The organism is Thiopseudomonas sp. SA1F2-1K (genome assembly GCF_057443035.1).
In genome coordinates this window covers 2,218,842-2,234,141 of record NZ_CM172014.1, presented here as the reverse complement: position 1 = coordinate 2,234,141, position 15,300 = coordinate 2,218,842, and the positions used below count along the sequence as shown (strand labels likewise).

Annotated in this window: 19 protein-coding genes; 10 read left to right on the top strand and 9 right to left on the bottom strand. The window is 48.2% G+C overall.

The features are described from left to right. Window positions 1-13: 13 nt before the first annotated feature. Window positions 14-415 carry an acetyl-CoA sensor PanZ family protein gene (locus AC2T15_RS10870; RefSeq protein ID WP_486778276.1) on the bottom strand — a complete coding sequence of 134 codons (402 nt, stop codon included), beginning with the start codon at window positions 413-415 and terminating at the stop codon, window positions 14-16. Between the two features lie 190 nt (window positions 416-605). On the opposite strand from AC2T15_RS10870, the gene hisB reads away from it, so the two are divergent. The 4 genes from hisB to hisF all read left to right on the top strand — a co-directional run bounded on the left by hisB (window position 606) and on the right by hisF (window position 3,435). Next, on the top strand, window positions 606-1,199 hold the full coding sequence (gene hisB, locus AC2T15_RS10865) for an imidazoleglycerol-phosphate dehydratase HisB (RefSeq protein WP_053100633.1): 594 nt from the start codon (window positions 606-608) through the stop codon (window positions 1,197-1,199). Further along, window positions 1,199-1,834: an imidazole glycerol phosphate synthase subunit HisH gene (gene hisH, locus AC2T15_RS10860; protein WP_486778275.1), complete on the top strand. Its 636-nt coding sequence runs from the start codon at window positions 1,199-1,201 to the stop codon at window positions 1,832-1,834. The genes hisB and hisH overlap by 1 nt, the downstream gene beginning before the upstream one ends. A gap of 22 nt (window positions 1,835-1,856) precedes the next feature. Next, window positions 1,857-2,591, top strand: a complete 735-nt coding sequence (hisA, locus tag AC2T15_RS10855) for a 1-(5-phosphoribosyl)-5-[(5-phosphoribosylamino)methylideneamino]imidazole-4-carboxamide isomerase (RefSeq protein ID WP_286593438.1) — start codon at window positions 1,857-1,859, stop codon at window positions 2,589-2,591. 64 nt (window positions 2,592-2,655) lie between these two features. Then, window positions 2,656-3,435, top strand: a complete 780-nt coding sequence (gene hisF, locus AC2T15_RS10850) for an imidazole glycerol phosphate synthase subunit HisF (protein WP_053100630.1) — start codon at window positions 2,656-2,658, stop codon at window positions 3,433-3,435. A gap of 92 nt (window positions 3,436-3,527) precedes the next feature. On the opposite strand, the gene AC2T15_RS10845 is transcribed toward hisF, so the two are convergent. From AC2T15_RS10845 to gpmI, 5 genes are all read right to left on the bottom strand, one after another. Beyond that, window positions 3,528-3,722 (bottom strand): hypothetical protein, encoded by a 195-nt coding sequence (locus AC2T15_RS10845; protein ID WP_486778274.1) that lies wholly within the window; start codon window positions 3,720-3,722, stop codon window positions 3,528-3,530. Between the two features lie 51 nt (window positions 3,723-3,773). Then, entirely contained in the window at window positions 3,774-3,983 is a 210-nt protein-coding gene (locus tag AC2T15_RS10840; RefSeq protein ID WP_486778273.1) for a hypothetical protein, read from the bottom strand. A gap of 174 nt (window positions 3,984-4,157) precedes the next feature. Then, window positions 4,158-5,504, bottom strand: a complete 1,347-nt coding sequence (locus tag AC2T15_RS10835; RefSeq protein WP_486778272.1) for a S41 family peptidase — start codon at window positions 5,502-5,504, stop codon at window positions 4,158-4,160. A gap of 29 nt (window positions 5,505-5,533) precedes the next feature. Continuing rightward, complete coding sequence (locus AC2T15_RS10830; RefSeq protein ID WP_486779047.1) at window positions 5,534-6,952, bottom strand: murein hydrolase activator EnvC family protein; 1,419 nt, start codon at window positions 6,950-6,952, stop codon at window positions 5,534-5,536. 82 nt (window positions 6,953-7,034) lie between these two features. After that, complete coding sequence (gene gpmI, locus AC2T15_RS10825; RefSeq protein ID WP_053100626.1) at window positions 7,035-8,570, bottom strand: 2,3-bisphosphoglycerate-independent phosphoglycerate mutase; 1,536 nt, start codon at window positions 8,568-8,570, stop codon at window positions 7,035-7,037. Window positions 8,571-8,714: 144 nt separating this feature from the next. On the opposite strand from gpmI, the gene AC2T15_RS10820 reads away from it, so the two are divergent. From AC2T15_RS10820 to hslR, 4 genes are all read left to right on the top strand, one after another. After that, window positions 8,715-9,128 carry a rhodanese-like domain-containing protein gene (locus tag AC2T15_RS10820; RefSeq protein ID WP_053101922.1) on the top strand — a complete coding sequence of 138 codons (414 nt, stop codon included), beginning with the start codon at window positions 8,715-8,717 and terminating at the stop codon, window positions 9,126-9,128. 1 nt (window position 9,129) lies between these two features. Next, a complete protein-coding gene (gene grxC / locus AC2T15_RS10815) occupies window positions 9,130-9,384 on the top strand; it encodes a glutaredoxin 3 (protein WP_053100625.1) in 255 nt (84 codons plus the stop codon). A gap of 52 nt (window positions 9,385-9,436) precedes the next feature. Next, window positions 9,437-9,922: a protein-export chaperone SecB gene (gene secB / locus AC2T15_RS10810; protein ID WP_286593435.1), complete on the top strand. Its 486-nt coding sequence runs from the start codon at window positions 9,437-9,439 to the stop codon at window positions 9,920-9,922. Between the two features lie 206 nt (window positions 9,923-10,128). Further along, on the top strand, window positions 10,129-10,515 hold the full coding sequence (hslR, locus tag AC2T15_RS10805; RefSeq protein WP_053100623.1) for a ribosome-associated heat shock protein Hsp15: 387 nt from the start codon (window positions 10,129-10,131) through the stop codon (window positions 10,513-10,515). Between the two features lie 12 nt (window positions 10,516-10,527). On the opposite strand, the gene AC2T15_RS10800 is transcribed toward hslR, so the two are convergent. The 3 genes from AC2T15_RS10800 to AC2T15_RS10790 form a co-directional block, all read right to left on the bottom strand. Further along, the gene (locus AC2T15_RS10800) at window positions 10,528-10,722 is read right to left on the bottom strand and encodes a hypothetical protein (protein WP_286593433.1); all 195 of its coding nucleotides are present in this window, start codon (window positions 10,720-10,722) and stop codon (window positions 10,528-10,530) included. Between the two features lie 234 nt (window positions 10,723-10,956). Continuing rightward, window positions 10,957-12,147, bottom strand: coding sequence for a methionine adenosyltransferase (metK, locus tag AC2T15_RS10795; RefSeq protein ID WP_286596938.1), 1,191 nt, complete (start codon window positions 12,145-12,147; stop codon window positions 10,957-10,959). Between the two features lie 37 nt (window positions 12,148-12,184). Beyond that, a complete protein-coding gene (locus AC2T15_RS10790) occupies window positions 12,185-13,165 on the bottom strand; it encodes an ArsR/SmtB family transcription factor (RefSeq protein ID WP_053100620.1) in 981 nt (326 codons plus the stop codon). Window positions 13,166-13,313: 148 nt separating this feature from the next. On the opposite strand from AC2T15_RS10790, the gene AC2T15_RS10785 reads away from it, so the two are divergent. Together AC2T15_RS10785 and AC2T15_RS10780 are read left to right on the top strand one after the other, a co-directional pair. After that, the gene (locus tag AC2T15_RS10785) at window positions 13,314-14,747 is read left to right on the top strand and encodes a coniferyl aldehyde dehydrogenase (RefSeq protein ID WP_486778271.1); all 1,434 of its coding nucleotides are present in this window, start codon (window positions 13,314-13,316) and stop codon (window positions 14,745-14,747) included. 8 nt (window positions 14,748-14,755) lie between these two features. Next, on the top strand, window positions 14,756-15,298 hold the full coding sequence (locus tag AC2T15_RS10780) for a twin-arginine translocation signal domain-containing protein (RefSeq protein WP_286593430.1): 543 nt from the start codon (window positions 14,756-14,758) through the stop codon (window positions 15,296-15,298). Window positions 15,299-15,300: the final 2 nt, after the last annotated feature.

The following is a 15,300-nucleotide window of genomic DNA, read 5'->3' as shown; positions in this document are numbered from 1 at the left end:
GAGTTAGCCTTAGTTAATCATTCTCAAGGATGTCTAATTGATGGCGCAAGGCATAGTTACGCATAATCTGCTCATCTTTTGGCACTATAAATACCAATTTAACCGCCTGCTGTTCACTTTGTTGTTGTAGAACTTCCAGTAAACGCTTCGCTACGCCACGGCGCCAAGTCAGTTGGCGTACGCACAGGTGTGACACTAACCAGCGCTGCGCTTGCTGTTGCACAATCCCCGCACCTAATAGGCGACCATTAAAGCGGCAGACCCTAAGTTGTTGCTGTTGCAGCGCTTGTTCAATTAGCTGCTTAACACTGGTAAAGGGCTGCAGCAGTGTGGTGGCTTGCTCTTGGTACAGATCGGTTAGATCTTGCAGGTCTTGGGCACTGGGTTGGGTTAGGGTTTCAATGTAAACAGGCATGGGTGCTCCTTAAAAACTTAGGCTAGTGTAAACCTCAACGCTGCACAGCGGTAGCCGTAGCATGGATTGCTGCTTATAATGTGAGCTTAATTAAAAACGTTAAGCTTTGAGCGATAACTACGCATTACGCTTAAAAAAAGCGTTTTCAACGAAATGGCTTTAGTTAAAAGCCTTGGTGATGGAGCAAAAAATGACCGAGCGTAAAGTTTCAGTTGAACGTAATACCTTAGAAACTCAGGTTAAGGTAACTATTAACCTTGATGGAACCGGTGAAGGACGTTTTGACATTGGTGTGCCTTTTATGGAGCACATGCTCGATCAGATTGCTCGTCATGGCCTTATCGACTTAGATATTCATTGTAATGGTGACTTACATATTGACGATCACCATACCGTTGAGGATGTGGGGATTACCCTAGGCCAAGCTTTTGCTAAAGCGATTGGTGATAAAAAAGGGATTACCCGTTATGGCCACTCCTATGTGCCCATGGATGAGTCATTATCCCGCGTGGCGCTAGATTTTTCTGGTCGTCCAGGTTTATACATGAATGTACCTTACACCCGTGCGCTAGTGGGTGGTTTTGATGTGGATTTATTCCAAGAGTTCTTTCAAGGTTTCGTCAATCATGCCCAGGTGACTTTGCATATTGATAACCTACGCGGAGCCAACACTCACCACCAGATTGAAACTGTGTTTAAGGCTTTTGGTCGTGCCCTGCGGATGGCAATTGAGTTAGATCCGCGGATGGAAGGTCGTATGCCGTCAACTAAAGGTAGCCTTTGATGCAAACCGTTGCCGTAGTTGATTACGGCATGGGCAACTTGCACTCGGTGGCTAAGGCGCTAGAAAACGTTGGCGCCCATCGAGTGCTTGTGAGCAGCGATAGCCAAGTCATCCGTGAGGCGGATCGGGTAGTGTTTCCCGGTGTGGGGGCAATTCGTGACTGCATGGCGGAAATTAAGCGTTTAGGCTTTGATCAATTGATTCATGAAGTGAGCCAAGATCGTCCTTTTTTGGGGATTTGTGTCGGCATGCAGGCGCTGTTCGAGCGCAGTGCAGAGAATCAAGGGGTCGAGGGCTTGGCGCTATTTCAAGGTACAGTTGAACAGTTTCAGCCTATTGAAGAGCTAGGTGAGCGCTTAAAAGTGCCACATATGGGCTGGAGCCAAGTTGAGCAAACCCTTGCCCATCCCCTGTGGCATTTAATTCCTGATCAGGCACGTTTTTATTTTGTGCATAGCTTTCATGTGCAAGCCGCAGAGTCTAAGCAAGTCGCAGGCCGAACTCACTATGGCGTAGACTTTGCTGCAGCAGTCGCTGCTGGCTCGCGATTTGCGGTGCAGTTTCATCCAGAAAAAAGCCAGCAGCCAGGTTTACAGCTATTACAGAATTTCATCCGTTGGGATGGCCGCTATTAAATTTATTTATTGAGTACTTAAGATGTTAATTATTCCGGCAATTGATTTAAAAGATGGCGCTTGTGTGCGTTTGCGTCAGGGTCGTATGGAAGACTCTACGGTGTTTTCTGATGATCCGGTGAGCATGGCAGCGAAATGGGTTGATGCAGGGTGCCGTCGTCTGCATTTAGTCGACTTAAATGGTGCCTTTGAAGGCGAGCCGGTTAATGGTGAAGTGGTTACTGCGATTGCTCAGCGTTATCCCAACTTGCCGATTCAAATTGGTGGCGGGATTCGTACCCTTGAGACCATTGAGCACTATGTGCGCGCCGGGGTGAGTTATGTGATTATCGGCACTAAAGCGGTGAAAGAGCCAGAATTTGTGGCCGAAGCCTGTAAAGCGTTCCCAGGTAAAGTGATTGTCGGCTTGGATGCTAAAGACGGTTTTGTTGCCACTGATGGCTGGGCGGAGGTCAGTGAATTACAAGTGATTGATCTGGCCAAACAGTTTGAAAGCGATGGCGTGTCATCCATTGTTTATACCGATATCGCCAAAGATGGCATGATGCAAGGCTGTAATGTTGAGGCCACGGCGGCCTTAGCTAATGCCACTAAAATTCCAGTGATTGCCTCGGGTGGCATCCATAATTTGGGTGATATTCAAGCACTATTAGATGCGCGTGCTCCGGGTATTATGGGCGCGATTACTGGCCGGGCGATCTATGAAGGCACCTTAGATGTTGCCGAAGCACAACAACTGTGTGATCAGTTTAAGTAAAGTAGTTTAAGCCCTCGTTCAATGAGGGCTTTTTTATCGTTAAAAATTGCCGAGGAGCGCAAGCATGGCGTTGGCTAAACGAATTATTCCGTGTTTAGACGTAGAAAATGGCCGAGTAGTGAAAGGCGTAAAATTTGAGAATATCCGCGATGCGGGTGATCCGGTTGAAATTGCCCGCCGTTATAACGAGCAAGGTGCTGATGAAATCACCTTTTTGGATATTACTGCGACCGTTGAAGGCCGTGACACCATGCTGCAAACCGTTGAGCGCATGGCTAGCCAGGTTTTTATTCCGCTGACTGTAGGCGGTGGCGTGCGCACGGTTGAAGATATTCGTAAGCTGCTGAATGCGGGAGCGGATAAGGTTTCAATTAATTCAGCTGCGGTATTTAATCCAGAGTTTGTCAAAGAAGCTGCTGAACACTTTGGTTCGCAGTCGATTGTGGTGGCGATTGATGCCAAGAAGGTTTCAGCTGAGGGCGAAACCCCACGCTGGGAAATATTCACTCACGGTGGACGTAAACCTACTGGTTTAGATGCCGTGGAGTGGGCGCAAAAGATGGAAAGCTACGGTGCAGGCGAGATCTTACTCACTAGCATGGACCAAGATGGTATGAAAAATGGCTTTGATCTAGGCGTGACGCGTGCTGTGAGCGAAGCGGTCAATATTCCGGTGATTGCCTCAGGTGGCGTAGGTAATCTTGAGCACCTGGCCGAAGGTATTTTGGAAGGCAAAGCCGATGCGGTGTTAGCGGCTAGTATTTTTCACTTTGGTGAGCACACGATTCCTGAAGCCAAAGCTTATTTGAAAAGTCGTGGCATTACCGTACGTGAGAACGATTAGCTCTCAAAGTTAAAACAACAATAAAAAACCGAGGGTAATCCTTGGTTTTTTATTGAATAACTGTGCTGGAGACTCCAGTTAAAGTGAGGCTTTTAGTGAAAGCGAATACTGGTTGGATCTTCTGGATCGACTAACAGTAAAAAACACTTGCCTCTTCTGATCTCAGCTAACGCGGAATGCGGGGTGATTTGCTTGAGCGCGGTTCGATAGTCTTGGCCTTTAAAATGATAATCCAGCGTAATTTTTAGCATTGGCATACGGTTGACATAAATCGCTGTGTCTTGCACGGAGTAAATGCAGCCTTTGGTCGGGATACCGTGTTCGGCTAAGTATTGCTGCTACTTTGGCAGATCAATAAACAGTGGCTTAGAAATCAAAAAATGGATGGCCAAACTGCTAATAAATAATGTGGGTAACAGTAAAATCCCCAGTAGCGTGGGTGGCGCTTGGCGCAGCTGCCGCCAAGCAAACCAAGCAATACCAAGTGCAGTCCATAAAAAAGCCCGGGTGCTAATCCAGACCAATACTAAGCTGATCGTTTCTAACATCTCATTACCTTGCATTAGGTGCTATTTAGCAGCGAACGTTTAGTCACTTGGAGCCTTTGCTCTGAGTGCTTAAGTGGCTAAGAGTTCGCTTGATTTCAATAGCAGCAGCCAAGGTGGATGACCTTGGCTGCTAAGAGATGGTGAGCTAAATAGCGTGGCAGCTATTGGTTGGAGCTAGTGTTTGATATGCGAGGTTAGATTTAAGCCTTTGAGCAAGTTTAAAGCTTGCGCCAGTTGGTAGTCTTCATCCTGTGGGCGTGCTTCACGGGCTTTCACCGAATTGGATGAGCGCTCCTCGGCTCCACTGGCATTGCCTAGGTGACGAGCAAGATCAGCCTCACGTAAGCTTGGGGGGCTTTGTTCGAGGGTGACTTTAGCGCGCTCAACCTCAATATCTGGAATAATTCCTTGAGCTTGGATCGAGCGCCCGTTCGGAGTGTAGTAGAGGGCGGTAGTGAGCTTTAAACCGCGCTCATTATTGAGTGGCAGCACCGTCTGCACCGAACCCTTACCAAAGCTGTCGGTTCCCATCACCACTGCTCGTTTATGATCTTGTAAAGCACCTGCCACAATTTCTGATGCAGAAGCACTGCCACCGTTAATTAACACCACAATTGGTACTCGGTGGCTGTATTGCTTTTGCGTAGCGCTAAAGCTCAGGTCACTGTTAGGGAAGCGCCCCTTGGTGTACACAATAAGACCACTATCAATAAATAAGTCAGTTACCTCAACCGCCGCTTGTAACACCCCGCCCGGGTTATTGCGGAGATCTAATACTAAACCTTTTAATGCCTGGGCCTTGTTGTCGCTGCGTAGTTGCATTAAGGCTTTTTCTACTTCTTTACCGGTATTGACCTGAAACTGACTAATACGAATTAAGCCGTAGCCTTGATCCAGTAACTGATGGCGTACACTGCGTGTTTTGATTACTGCCCGCTCAAGGGTGAGATCAAAAGGAGTGCCGCCTTCACGAACAATGGTCAGGGTGATTTTGCTGTTAGGTTTGCCGCGCATTTTATTGACGGCATCCATAATCGATAGGCCTTTGGTAGGCTGCCCATCAATCTTAATAATCAGGTCGCCGGCTTCAATTCCGGCTTTGGCCGCAGGGGTGTCATCAATTGGGGTGACAACCTTGAGTAAGCCGTCTTCAGTACCTACCTCAATTCCTAGTCCACCAAACTCGCCACTGGTGCTTTCGGTGACATCTCGAAAAGCTTCTGGTTCTAAATAGGCTGAATGGGGATCAAGGTTGCTGAGCATACCTTTGATGGCATTTTCTAATAGGGTTTTGTCATCAATCGGCTCAACGTAAGCGGTTTTAATTCGCTCAAAAACCTCGGCAAAGGTGCGTAGCTCATCCAGTGGTACAGAAGCGGGCACCTGTTGTATTGGTGCTGCTGTGGCTGGCTTAGATGATTGAGCATTAGGAGGTTGAGCTGCAAACGCCGCGGGGAAACCTGCAGCTACAGTTAGCGACAGGCTTAAGCTGAGCGAAAGTAAAGGACGTTTATGCAGCATATTATCAATTCCTAAAGTTAACAGAAGGCTTAGCCTTGACGTTTGAACCATTGTGCAGGGTCCGTAGCACGACCTTGTTGGCGGATGGCAAAGTATAATGCGCTAGTGGTGTGACCACCACTGTTGCCGACAGTTGCAAGGGTTTGTCCAGCTTGCACAGTATCGCCAACGTGGCTCATTAAGCTTTGGTTATGACCATACAAAGACAAATAACCGTCGCCATGGTCAACAATTACCAGTAATCCCGCTCCCCGTAACCAGTCAGCAAATACCACTCGACCAGAATGCACTGCCCGCACTGGGGTGCCAGCTTGAGCGCTAATTAAGAGGCCATCCCATTTGCTACGGGTATCATTGCGGGGGCTACCAAAGCGCGCTGCGACAGTGCCTTGCACTGGCCAAGGTAACTGACCACGTCGCGTTGCAAAAGGCGCACCTTTAGGCACGCTAAACGACTGTGGTTTGGCTGCCGCTACTGGTGCGGTGGTTGCGGGCGGGGTGGCCTTGGCAGTAACAACAGGGCGAGTGGAATGGTTTTTTTCTGGCTCGATAATCACAGTGGCGGGTTTAGGCGACTCGGCAAGCTGAGTCGTTTGTGCAGCTTGCTGTTGAGCTAAACGTTGCTGGCGTGCTTGCTCCTGACGTTCGGCGGCTTGCTGGGCTAAACGTTCGCGGGCTAGTCGCTGTTGTTCTTCTAAGCGTTTTTGCTCCGCTAACAGTCGGGCCCGTTCTTGACGGGCAATTTCTGCCTCAATTTTGACCAAGACTTGCTCTAGTTCTTGTTGGTCACGTTGCTTGCGGGTAATTGCTGATTGATGTTTTTTTTGCTCGGCGGTTAGTGCAGCTACTTTTTGTTGCCGTTGCTGGCGTACCGTCGCGAGTTTTTTATGCTGCTCAGCTAAGGATTGTTCTTGCTGGGCTAATAATTGGGATTGATTTAAAATGCCTATTTCAACTTCTTGCAGCTGCTGGGTTAAGGCTTGAAAGGCTTGAATTTGTTGTTGACGAGCTTGGGTCAAGTATTGGTAATAAGTCAGATGACGCATCACCCGCTCAGGTGACTCTTGGTTAAGCAGTAGCTTAAGCGGCTCATGGCGTCCGGCTTGTTGCGCGGCGCGGGCCTGCTTGGCAATTAATTGCTGCTGTGCTTGTTGCTGTTGTTGCAGCTGCTGTTTTTCTGCTGCGAGCTTGCGTAACTCTTGTTCACTTTCGCGTTTTTGTTGCTCGAGGGTTTTGAGTTCTTTTTCCAGTTGGCCAATTTGTGTTTCAGTTTCCTTTAAGGCTTTTTGCTCGGCGGTACGCTGGGCTTGTACTTGATTGAGCAGTTTTTTAAATTGGGCAATGTCTTGCTGTACCTGATTAACACGTCGCTGTGTTTGTTGGCGCTCATCGGCTTGGGCAAAGCTTGTGGTGAAAACGATTAACGCGGCTAAAGCAATACGCAACATCATGTTAAATGCCCTGTGCATCGGTGAGTGAAACCCAAGCCAAGGTTGCAGTGGTTTCAGCAGCCTTGGCCAGCGCGATTAATTATTTAAGTTCAACGATTGGAGTTCCGGTCATTTCTTCAGGAATTGGCAATCCCATTAAGTTCAGCATTGTTGGTGCCACGTCGGCTAGCACGCCATGCTCGCGAATCTGTGCTGGGCGCTGACCAACATAGATAAAGGGTACTGGTTCGCAGGTGTGGGCCGTGTGGGCTTGGCCGGTATGCTCATCTTGCATTTGCTCAACGTTACCGTGATCTGCGGTAATTAGCGCCTCACCGCCTACTTTTTCCAGTGCTGTGACAATGCGTTTTAAGCACTCATCTAAGCACTCTACAGCCTTAACCGCAGCTGAGAAAACACCCGTATGGCCGACCATATCACCGTTAGCGTAGTTTGCGATGATCACGTCATATTGCTGTTGCTCAATGGCTTCGACAATACGATCGGTGACTTCTGGTGCGCTCATTTCTGGTTGTAGATCATAGGTGGCAACCGCTGGAGATTGAATCAGCACCCGCTCTTCACCTGCAAAGGGCTCTTCACGACCGCCGGAGAAAAAGAAGGTTACGTGAGCATATTTTTCAGTTTCGGCAATTCGTAATTGGGTTTTACCTTGGTTGGCAAGGTACTCACCGAGTACGTTAGTCAATGCTGATGGCGCAAAGGCGCAGCTGGTTTGGATGCTGGCTGCATACTGGGTCAGCATCACAAAGTCTGCTAAAGCCGGTACACGCTGACGCTCAAACTCAGCAAAGTTAGCCTCGGTAAAGCAACGGGTTAGCTCGCGAGCGCGGTCGGCGCGAAAGTTCATGAAAATCACCGCATCGCCATCGTTTACCGGGGCCGGCTGCCCAATTTGAGTGGCTTTAACGAACTCATCATTTTCATCACGGGCATAGGCTTGAGTTAATCCTTCGGCCGCGCTTGAAGCGGTGAACTGAGGCTCGGCATCCACAATTAAACGCCAAGCTTGTGCGACGCGATCCCAGCGATTATCACGATCCATTGCATAGTAACGACCAATCAAGCTGGCAAAACGGCCTTTACCTACTTTGGCGAAGTGTTGCTCTAAGGTGTTGATATAGCTTTCGGCGCTGCGTGGTGGGGTGTCGCGGCCATCTAAAAAGGCGTGCAGATAAATGCTTTCGGCTCCGCGCTGGGCGGCTAAGTCAATCATTGCCATGATATGGTCTTGGTGGCTGTGTACACCGCCATCAGACAGTAAGCCCATAATATGCACGGCTTTATTGGCCGCCACGGCTTTATCAACCGCTTGGGTGAGGGCTGGATTGCTAAAGAAGTCACCGTCTTGAATGGCTTTAGCAATTCGCGTTAATTCTTGATATACCACGCGGCCAGCGCCAAGGTTCATATGGCCTACTTCGGAGTTACCCATTTGTCCATCAGGCAAACCCACATCCATACCACTCCCTGAAATTAAGCCATGTGGGTAGGTGGCACGTAAGTGATCATAAAAGGGCGTATTGGCATGGTAAATCGCATTAGAATCTGGAGATTCACTGTGACCAAAGCCATCTAAAATAATTAGTGCTAAAGGTTTAGGTGTTGTGGACATGGAAATAACTCACCAAAATGCATATAAATAATGCTGCAGTTTAACGCGCTTATGGCTAATCGTCATGCTTCTAGGTACAGACAGCGTGGAGGATTGTATATAATGCGCTGAATCTTACTCCTAGGTGTACATTTTATTATGGCGATGTTTACGCAAATTTTAGAGTTTCTAGCAAATCACTACATTCTGAGTGGTACGTTTCTCTTATTATTAATCTTGTTAATTGTGCAAAGTTCGCGACGTTCGGGGAAAAACCTAACCAGCAGCCAGTTAACAGCATTGGTTAATCGTGATCAGGCGGTGGTGCTTGATATTCGTGCGAAGAAAGATTTTGAGAGCGGTCATATTGTAGATGCGATCAATATTCCCACTGACGCTTTGAAAACGCGTATGGGTGAGCTGCAGAAATATCAAGATAAATTATTAGTGATTGTGTGTGCTTCTGGGGTCAACGCGGGAAGCGCTGCGGCCGAACTGCAAAAAGCAGGTTATCAGGTAGCGCGTTTAGCCGGTGGTATGACAACATGGCGTAACGATAATTTGCCAGTGGTGAAGTGATATGCAACAGGTTTTGATTTACTCCAGCGATTTTTGCCCATTTTGCCGTCGGGCAAAACAGCTACTTGAGCAAAAAGGCGTGCTTTATGAAGAAATTAACGTCGATAAAGTACGCGGCTCACGGAAAGAAATGGCAGAAAAAGCAGGGCGCACCAGCGTGCCACAGATCTGGATTGGTGAGACCCATGTGGGTGGTTGCGATGACTTATATGCATTGCAGCAGGCGGGTAAACTCGATGCTTTATTGCAAGGCTAGTGGGTTAGCCTGCGAGTGAATGATTTAATTTAACGATTTAAGGAAAATAATAATGAGTGAAGAGAATAATCAGGCTGCAGCAGCTGAGCAACAAGCGCCACAGTTTTCCCTGCAACGGGTGTATGTTAAAGACTTATCCTTTGAAGCCCCGAAAAGCCCAGAGATTTTTCGTGCCGCTTGGGAGCCAGCAGTTGGTTTAGAGCTAAACACTAGCCAAAGTAATATTGGCGATGACTTCTACGAAGTAGTGTTAACCCTGACGGCAACGGTTAAAACCGGCGAAGAAGTAGCCTTTATTGCGGAAGTGCAGCAAGCAGGTATTTTCTTAATTCAAGGCTTAGAAGAAGCAGCAATGAGCCATACCTTAGGCTCGTTCTGTCCTTCAATTTTATTCCCTTATGCCCGTGAAGCCTTAGATAGCGTGGTGATTAAGGGCTCCTTCCCGGCCCTAATGTTAGCGCCAGTCAACTTTGATGCACTGTACGCCCAAGAGTTAGAGCGCATGCAGGCGCAACAGACCAGTAGCGAGTTACAGTAAGCACTCAAGGCTGCAATAGAGTGTTAATAAGCCGCGTATTGCTTTTAAGTGATGCGCGGCTTTTTATTGTGCAGCTTAATAGTTTGTTGTCTCTTGCACCTATTCAGCGCAAGTGATTAAGTGTGCTGCACAGCTGTCCTTTGAATTGATAGTGTTGATTGCTAGCATGCACTGCTAGATAACTGTGCGTGGTTTAGAGGTGGAGAGTGGCAGAAGAAAAAGTCCGTTTAGATAAATGGTTGTGGGCGGCACGTTTTTATAAGACGCGTAATCTTGCCAAAGAGGCGATTGAGGGTGGCAAGGTGCATCATCAAGGTCAGCGTTGTAAACCTGCAAAAACGCCTAGTGTCGGTGAAGAGTATGTGGTTCGCACCGGCTACGATGAGCGCACTGTCGTAGTGAAAGCCTTATCTGGCGTGCGGCGCGGCGCACCTGAAGCACAACTGTTATATCAAGAAACTGCCGAGAGCATTGCCAAACGCGAGCAAGCGGCAAATTTACGTAAAGCTGGCGCACTGGGCTTGCAAACCGATGGTCGGCCAACTAAAAAGCAGCGGCGCCAGATTCAGCAGTTTAAAGACTTTTTTGACTAACGCTAAACTGGCTTAGGCGTGACTTAGTTGCCATAGCTCGGGATTGTTTAAGGCCTTCGTTGGAATATAGCGTGGCTTGCCATTGGCTTCTTCTAGCTCAGTGGTGCCGGCCATTTGATCAACGATACGGTAGCGCTTACCTAAGGATTTATCCTGTAATGGATAGAGTAGATTGATTTGTTCTGCAAGTTCAAAGAGTGTAGACATACCGCGAGTTCCAACGTCCTGTAATAAATATGAAGTGAGTTAAGTGACTCAACTTTTATACGCGCTTTGGGTTACAAAATGATGAAAAGGTTCCTGTGCGCGTTTAACCTTTGCATCCGTTGTGACTGAGTGCCGGTAGCCTAGTCGGGCCTTTGCTGGTGGACAATAGGACTTAATTTTTAGCTAGTAATCAACCAGCCACCAGTGTTTGGTGACTGGTTGATTCGCTATTACTTAGAGGCCAGCGGCAATGCGTAAAGCATCCGCACGATCAACGCGCTCCCATGGGAAGGCGGTAAAGGTGTCGTTACCAACCGTCATTTCATAAGGGTTGCGACCAAAGTGACCGTAAGCTGCGGTGGCTTCGTACATCGGATGGAGTAAATCCAGCATCGTGGTGATGGCGTAAGGGCGTAAATCAAAGGTATCACGCACCAGCTTAATAATTTGCTCATCACTGATTTTGCCAGTACCAAAGGTATTGAGCGAGATTGAGGTCGGCTCGGCGACACCAATGGCGTAGGACACCTGAATTTCACAGCGCTCGGCTAAACCTGCGGCGACAATGTTTTTAGCAACATAACGGCCAGCATAGGCTGCACTACGGTCCACTTTGGATGGATCCTTACCAGAGAACGCGCCGCCACCGTGACGGGCCATACCGCCATAGGTATCAACGATAATTTTACGTCCCGTTAAACCGCAGTCACCTACAGGACCACCAATTACAAAGTTACCGGTTGGGTTGATATGGAACTGGGTGTCTTTGTGCAGTAAGTGTGCAGGGATAGTGTGCTTAACAATCAGCTCCATCACTGCTTCGCGTAAGTCTTTAAGGGAGACCTCAGGATTATGCTGGGTTGAAAGTACAATTGCGTCAATTCCCACTACCTTGCCCTCTTCATAACGGCAGGTTACTTGGCTTTTCGCATCGGGACGTAACCAAGGCAATAAACCACTTTTACGGGCTTCGGCTTGGCGCTCAACCAAACGGTGAGCAAAGGTAATAGGAGCTGGCATCAAAACATCTGTTTCGTTGCTGGCATAACCAAACATTAAGCCTTGGTCACCGGCGCCTTGATCTTCTGGACGGCTGCGGTCGACGCCTTGGGCGATGTCTACCGATTGTTTACCAATGATATTAACGATGCCGCAGGTGGCGCCATCGTAGCCAACATCAGAGCTGTTATAGCCAATATCAACAATCACATCCCGCACCAGCTGTTCAAGGTCAACCCAAGCTGAGGTGGTGATTTCACCGGCAATAATTGCCACACCGGTTTTTACTAGCGTTTCACAGGCTACGCGGGCTTGCTTATCTTCACTGATAATCGCATCTAAAATAGCATCAGAAATACGGTCAGCAATTTTGTCTGGATGGCCTTCAGAGACAGACTCAGACGTAAAAATAGAATATTCGCTCATATCGGTTCCTTATTCATACCGGAGAGAAAACTGTGCTTCAGGAGTCTGGCTTGGCAAAATGCCGGAGCTGAATCTGAAAGCCATTTTTTAAGCCCAGATAAACACTGTCACTGGGAATAAGTCCTGCGGCGTTGGCCCAAGTGGCCAGTTCTTCCTGGTCAAAGCCTAACCAAAGATCGCCGCAGGCCTGCTTGGCCCAATCTTGGTCGTGGCTACAAAGTTCACTAATAATCAAACTGCCCTGAGGTTTGACTAAGCGCGCCAGTTGCTTAAGGGCTTCGGCAGGTGCTGCTAAGTGGTGCAAGACCATATTGACGATTACACAATGTGCTGGAGCAATAGGATCTTTTAACGCATCGGCCAAAATCAGCTCGACATTTTTTAGTTGTTGCGCTTGGCAGAGTGATTGAGCTAACTCCAGCATGGGCGGACTGTTATCAATCGCCCGTACCCGATGAAAGCGCTGAGCGAGTGCAGGCAGTAATCCACCGTCGCCAGGGCCAACCTCTAATACTTCGGCAGTAGCAGGAAAGTTTAGTGTGTCGAGCAGGGTTAGCAGGTTGTCACTAAACTGGGGCAGGCTGGCAATTAAATCTTGGCGACCTGCAAACTCTTGGCCTACTTTGGCAAAAAACTCTTGGCTGGTCATTGCGCGGTGCTGGTGTACCGCATGAATTCGTTGTTGCAGTGGCTGTTCAATGCTTAAGGCATCAATTTCTTGTAACAACGCACTGTGGAGTTCAAATAAGGGTTGCTGAGGTACCGTGAGCGCACGGCGATAAAAGATCGCATTGCCTTCGCGGCGCGTGGCAACTAAGCCAGCGGTAGCCAGTACCTTTAAATGATGGCTGATACTAGATTGCCCCATGGCAAAAATATGGGCTAACTCTAATACCCCAAAAGAATCATTACTCAGTACCCGTAAAATCAGTAAACGCAACTCATCACCTGCGGCTTTACAGAAAGCGGCAAGGCTGTCGGGCATTAGACTAAGAGAGCGTTCATTGGTTGGGTTCATGGCGCACAGTCTAAGGTGCCTTAAATCGCAACGCAAGATTAATATCGAAAAAAATCGATATAGATCTGTGTGACTTTGGTCGGCTAAAAAAACAGGGCCAACTAGCGTAAAACGGTCATAGATAAGACGATTTTACACAGGTGGTTCTATGCCATTGTCAGAACAACAGCTTGAAGTGCAGCTGCAGGAACTGGACAGTTTATTCAGTCAGCAAAAAAAAGCCTTTAATGCCGATAAAATGCCAACCTATGAGCAGCGCTATCAATGGTTAGATCAGCTCTATCAGCTGTTGTTTGAACATCAAGGCGCTTTGATTAATGCCATTAGCCAAGATTTTAGTCATCGCTCGGCTGATGAAACGCGGCTTGCTGAGTTAATGCCAAGCTTACATGGCATTAACTACGCTAGGCGTCATTTAAAGCATTGGCTAAAACCAAGTAAACGCAAGGTAGGCTTAGCCTTTCAGCCAGCTAAAGCAGAGGTGCATTATCAGCCCTTAGGGTGTGTAGGCATTATTGTGCCGTGGAACTATCCGCTGTTTTTGGCGATTGGACCTTTAACTGCAGCCTTAGCTGCTGGCAATCGGGTGATGCTTAAACTGAGCGAATTCACCCCTGCTACCTCAGCCCTATTGAAACAGTTATTAGAAGATTGTTTCCCTGAAGAGTTAGTTTCAGTGGTGTTAGGCGAGGCACAAGTGGGTGCGGCATTTTCAGCGCTGGCGTTTGATCATTTGCTATTTACAGGGGCCACTTCGGTCGGCAAGCAGGTAATGCGCGCTGCAGCTAATCACTTAACCCCAGTGACCTTAGAGTTGGGGGGCAAGTCACCAGCGATTATTAGTGCCGAGGTTCCGATGTTTGATGCGGTAGAGCGTATAGCGTTTGGCAAGTTATTAAATGCTGGGCAAACCTGTGTGGCGCCTGATTACGTGTTAGTACCTGAAGCCCGTCAGCAAGAATTTATTGAGGCCTATCTGGCGCAAGTTCAACAGTTTTATCCAGCGATTAGTGATAATCCAGACTACAGCGCAATTATTAATCAGCGCCATTTACAGCGCTTACAAGGTTATCTAGATGAGGCTGAACAGCTCGGTGCTACGGTGCTGTATAGCCATCCGTTACCAACGGCTAGCAGTACTGAACGGCGCTTGGTGCCCTCGGTGGTGACCGGGGTTAGCGATCAGATGCGGCTGATGCAAGATGAGATTTTTGGGCCGATTCTGCCAGTAGTGCCTTATCAAACCTTAGAGCAAGCACTGGCTTATATTGAGCAGCGGCCCAGACCTTTAGCACTTTATTACTTTGGTTATAACCAAGATCAGCAACAGCAGGTACTTGAACAAAGTCATTCAGGCGGGGTGTGCCTGAATGACACCTTGATGCATGTTGCCCAAGAAGATCTACCATTTGGCGGCATTGGACCGTCTGGAATGGGGTGCTACCACGGGCATGAAGGGTTTTTAACCTTTAGCCATGCCAAGAGTGTTTTTATTAAGCAGCGTTTTAATGCCGCCAAGGTGATTTATCCACCTTATGGCGGTTGGTTACAAAAGATGGTGAATAAGTTTTTTGTCCGTTAGGTGATGCTATGCCAGATAAAACCCAGCATAAAACGCTTATAACGCGCCGCCGTTTGCTGCAAGCAAGCTTAGTTGGCGGTGCTTTAGCCGTGGGCGGTGGCAGTGCTTATCTGGCATGGGCGCCGACTGAGCAGGTGGCTGAGAGTTATCAATGGTTGCGAGCCTCGGAGGTGCAACTGCTGAGCTATATCGTGCCGGTGGTACTGGCGGGAAATCGGCCACAAAATGCCGAGCAACTGCAGGACTACTTAATCGCGCTGGATTATAAGCTGCTGCACTTATCTCGGGATAAGGCCGAGCAATTACGCCAACTATTGACAGTGCTTAATCAGCGTTGGAGCCGTTGGCCATTAACCGGCATTTGGCAGGACTGGTCAGAAACTAGTCCTGAGCAAATCCAAGCATTTTTACAGCGCTGGCAACACAGCTCGTTAAGTGTATTGGTTATGGGGCAAGCGGCGCTGACTCAGCTGCTGTTATTAACCCGTTATAGCCAGTTAGATAGTTGGGCGCATTGTGGGTACCCAGGCCCACCCGATATTTTGGGGTAGGC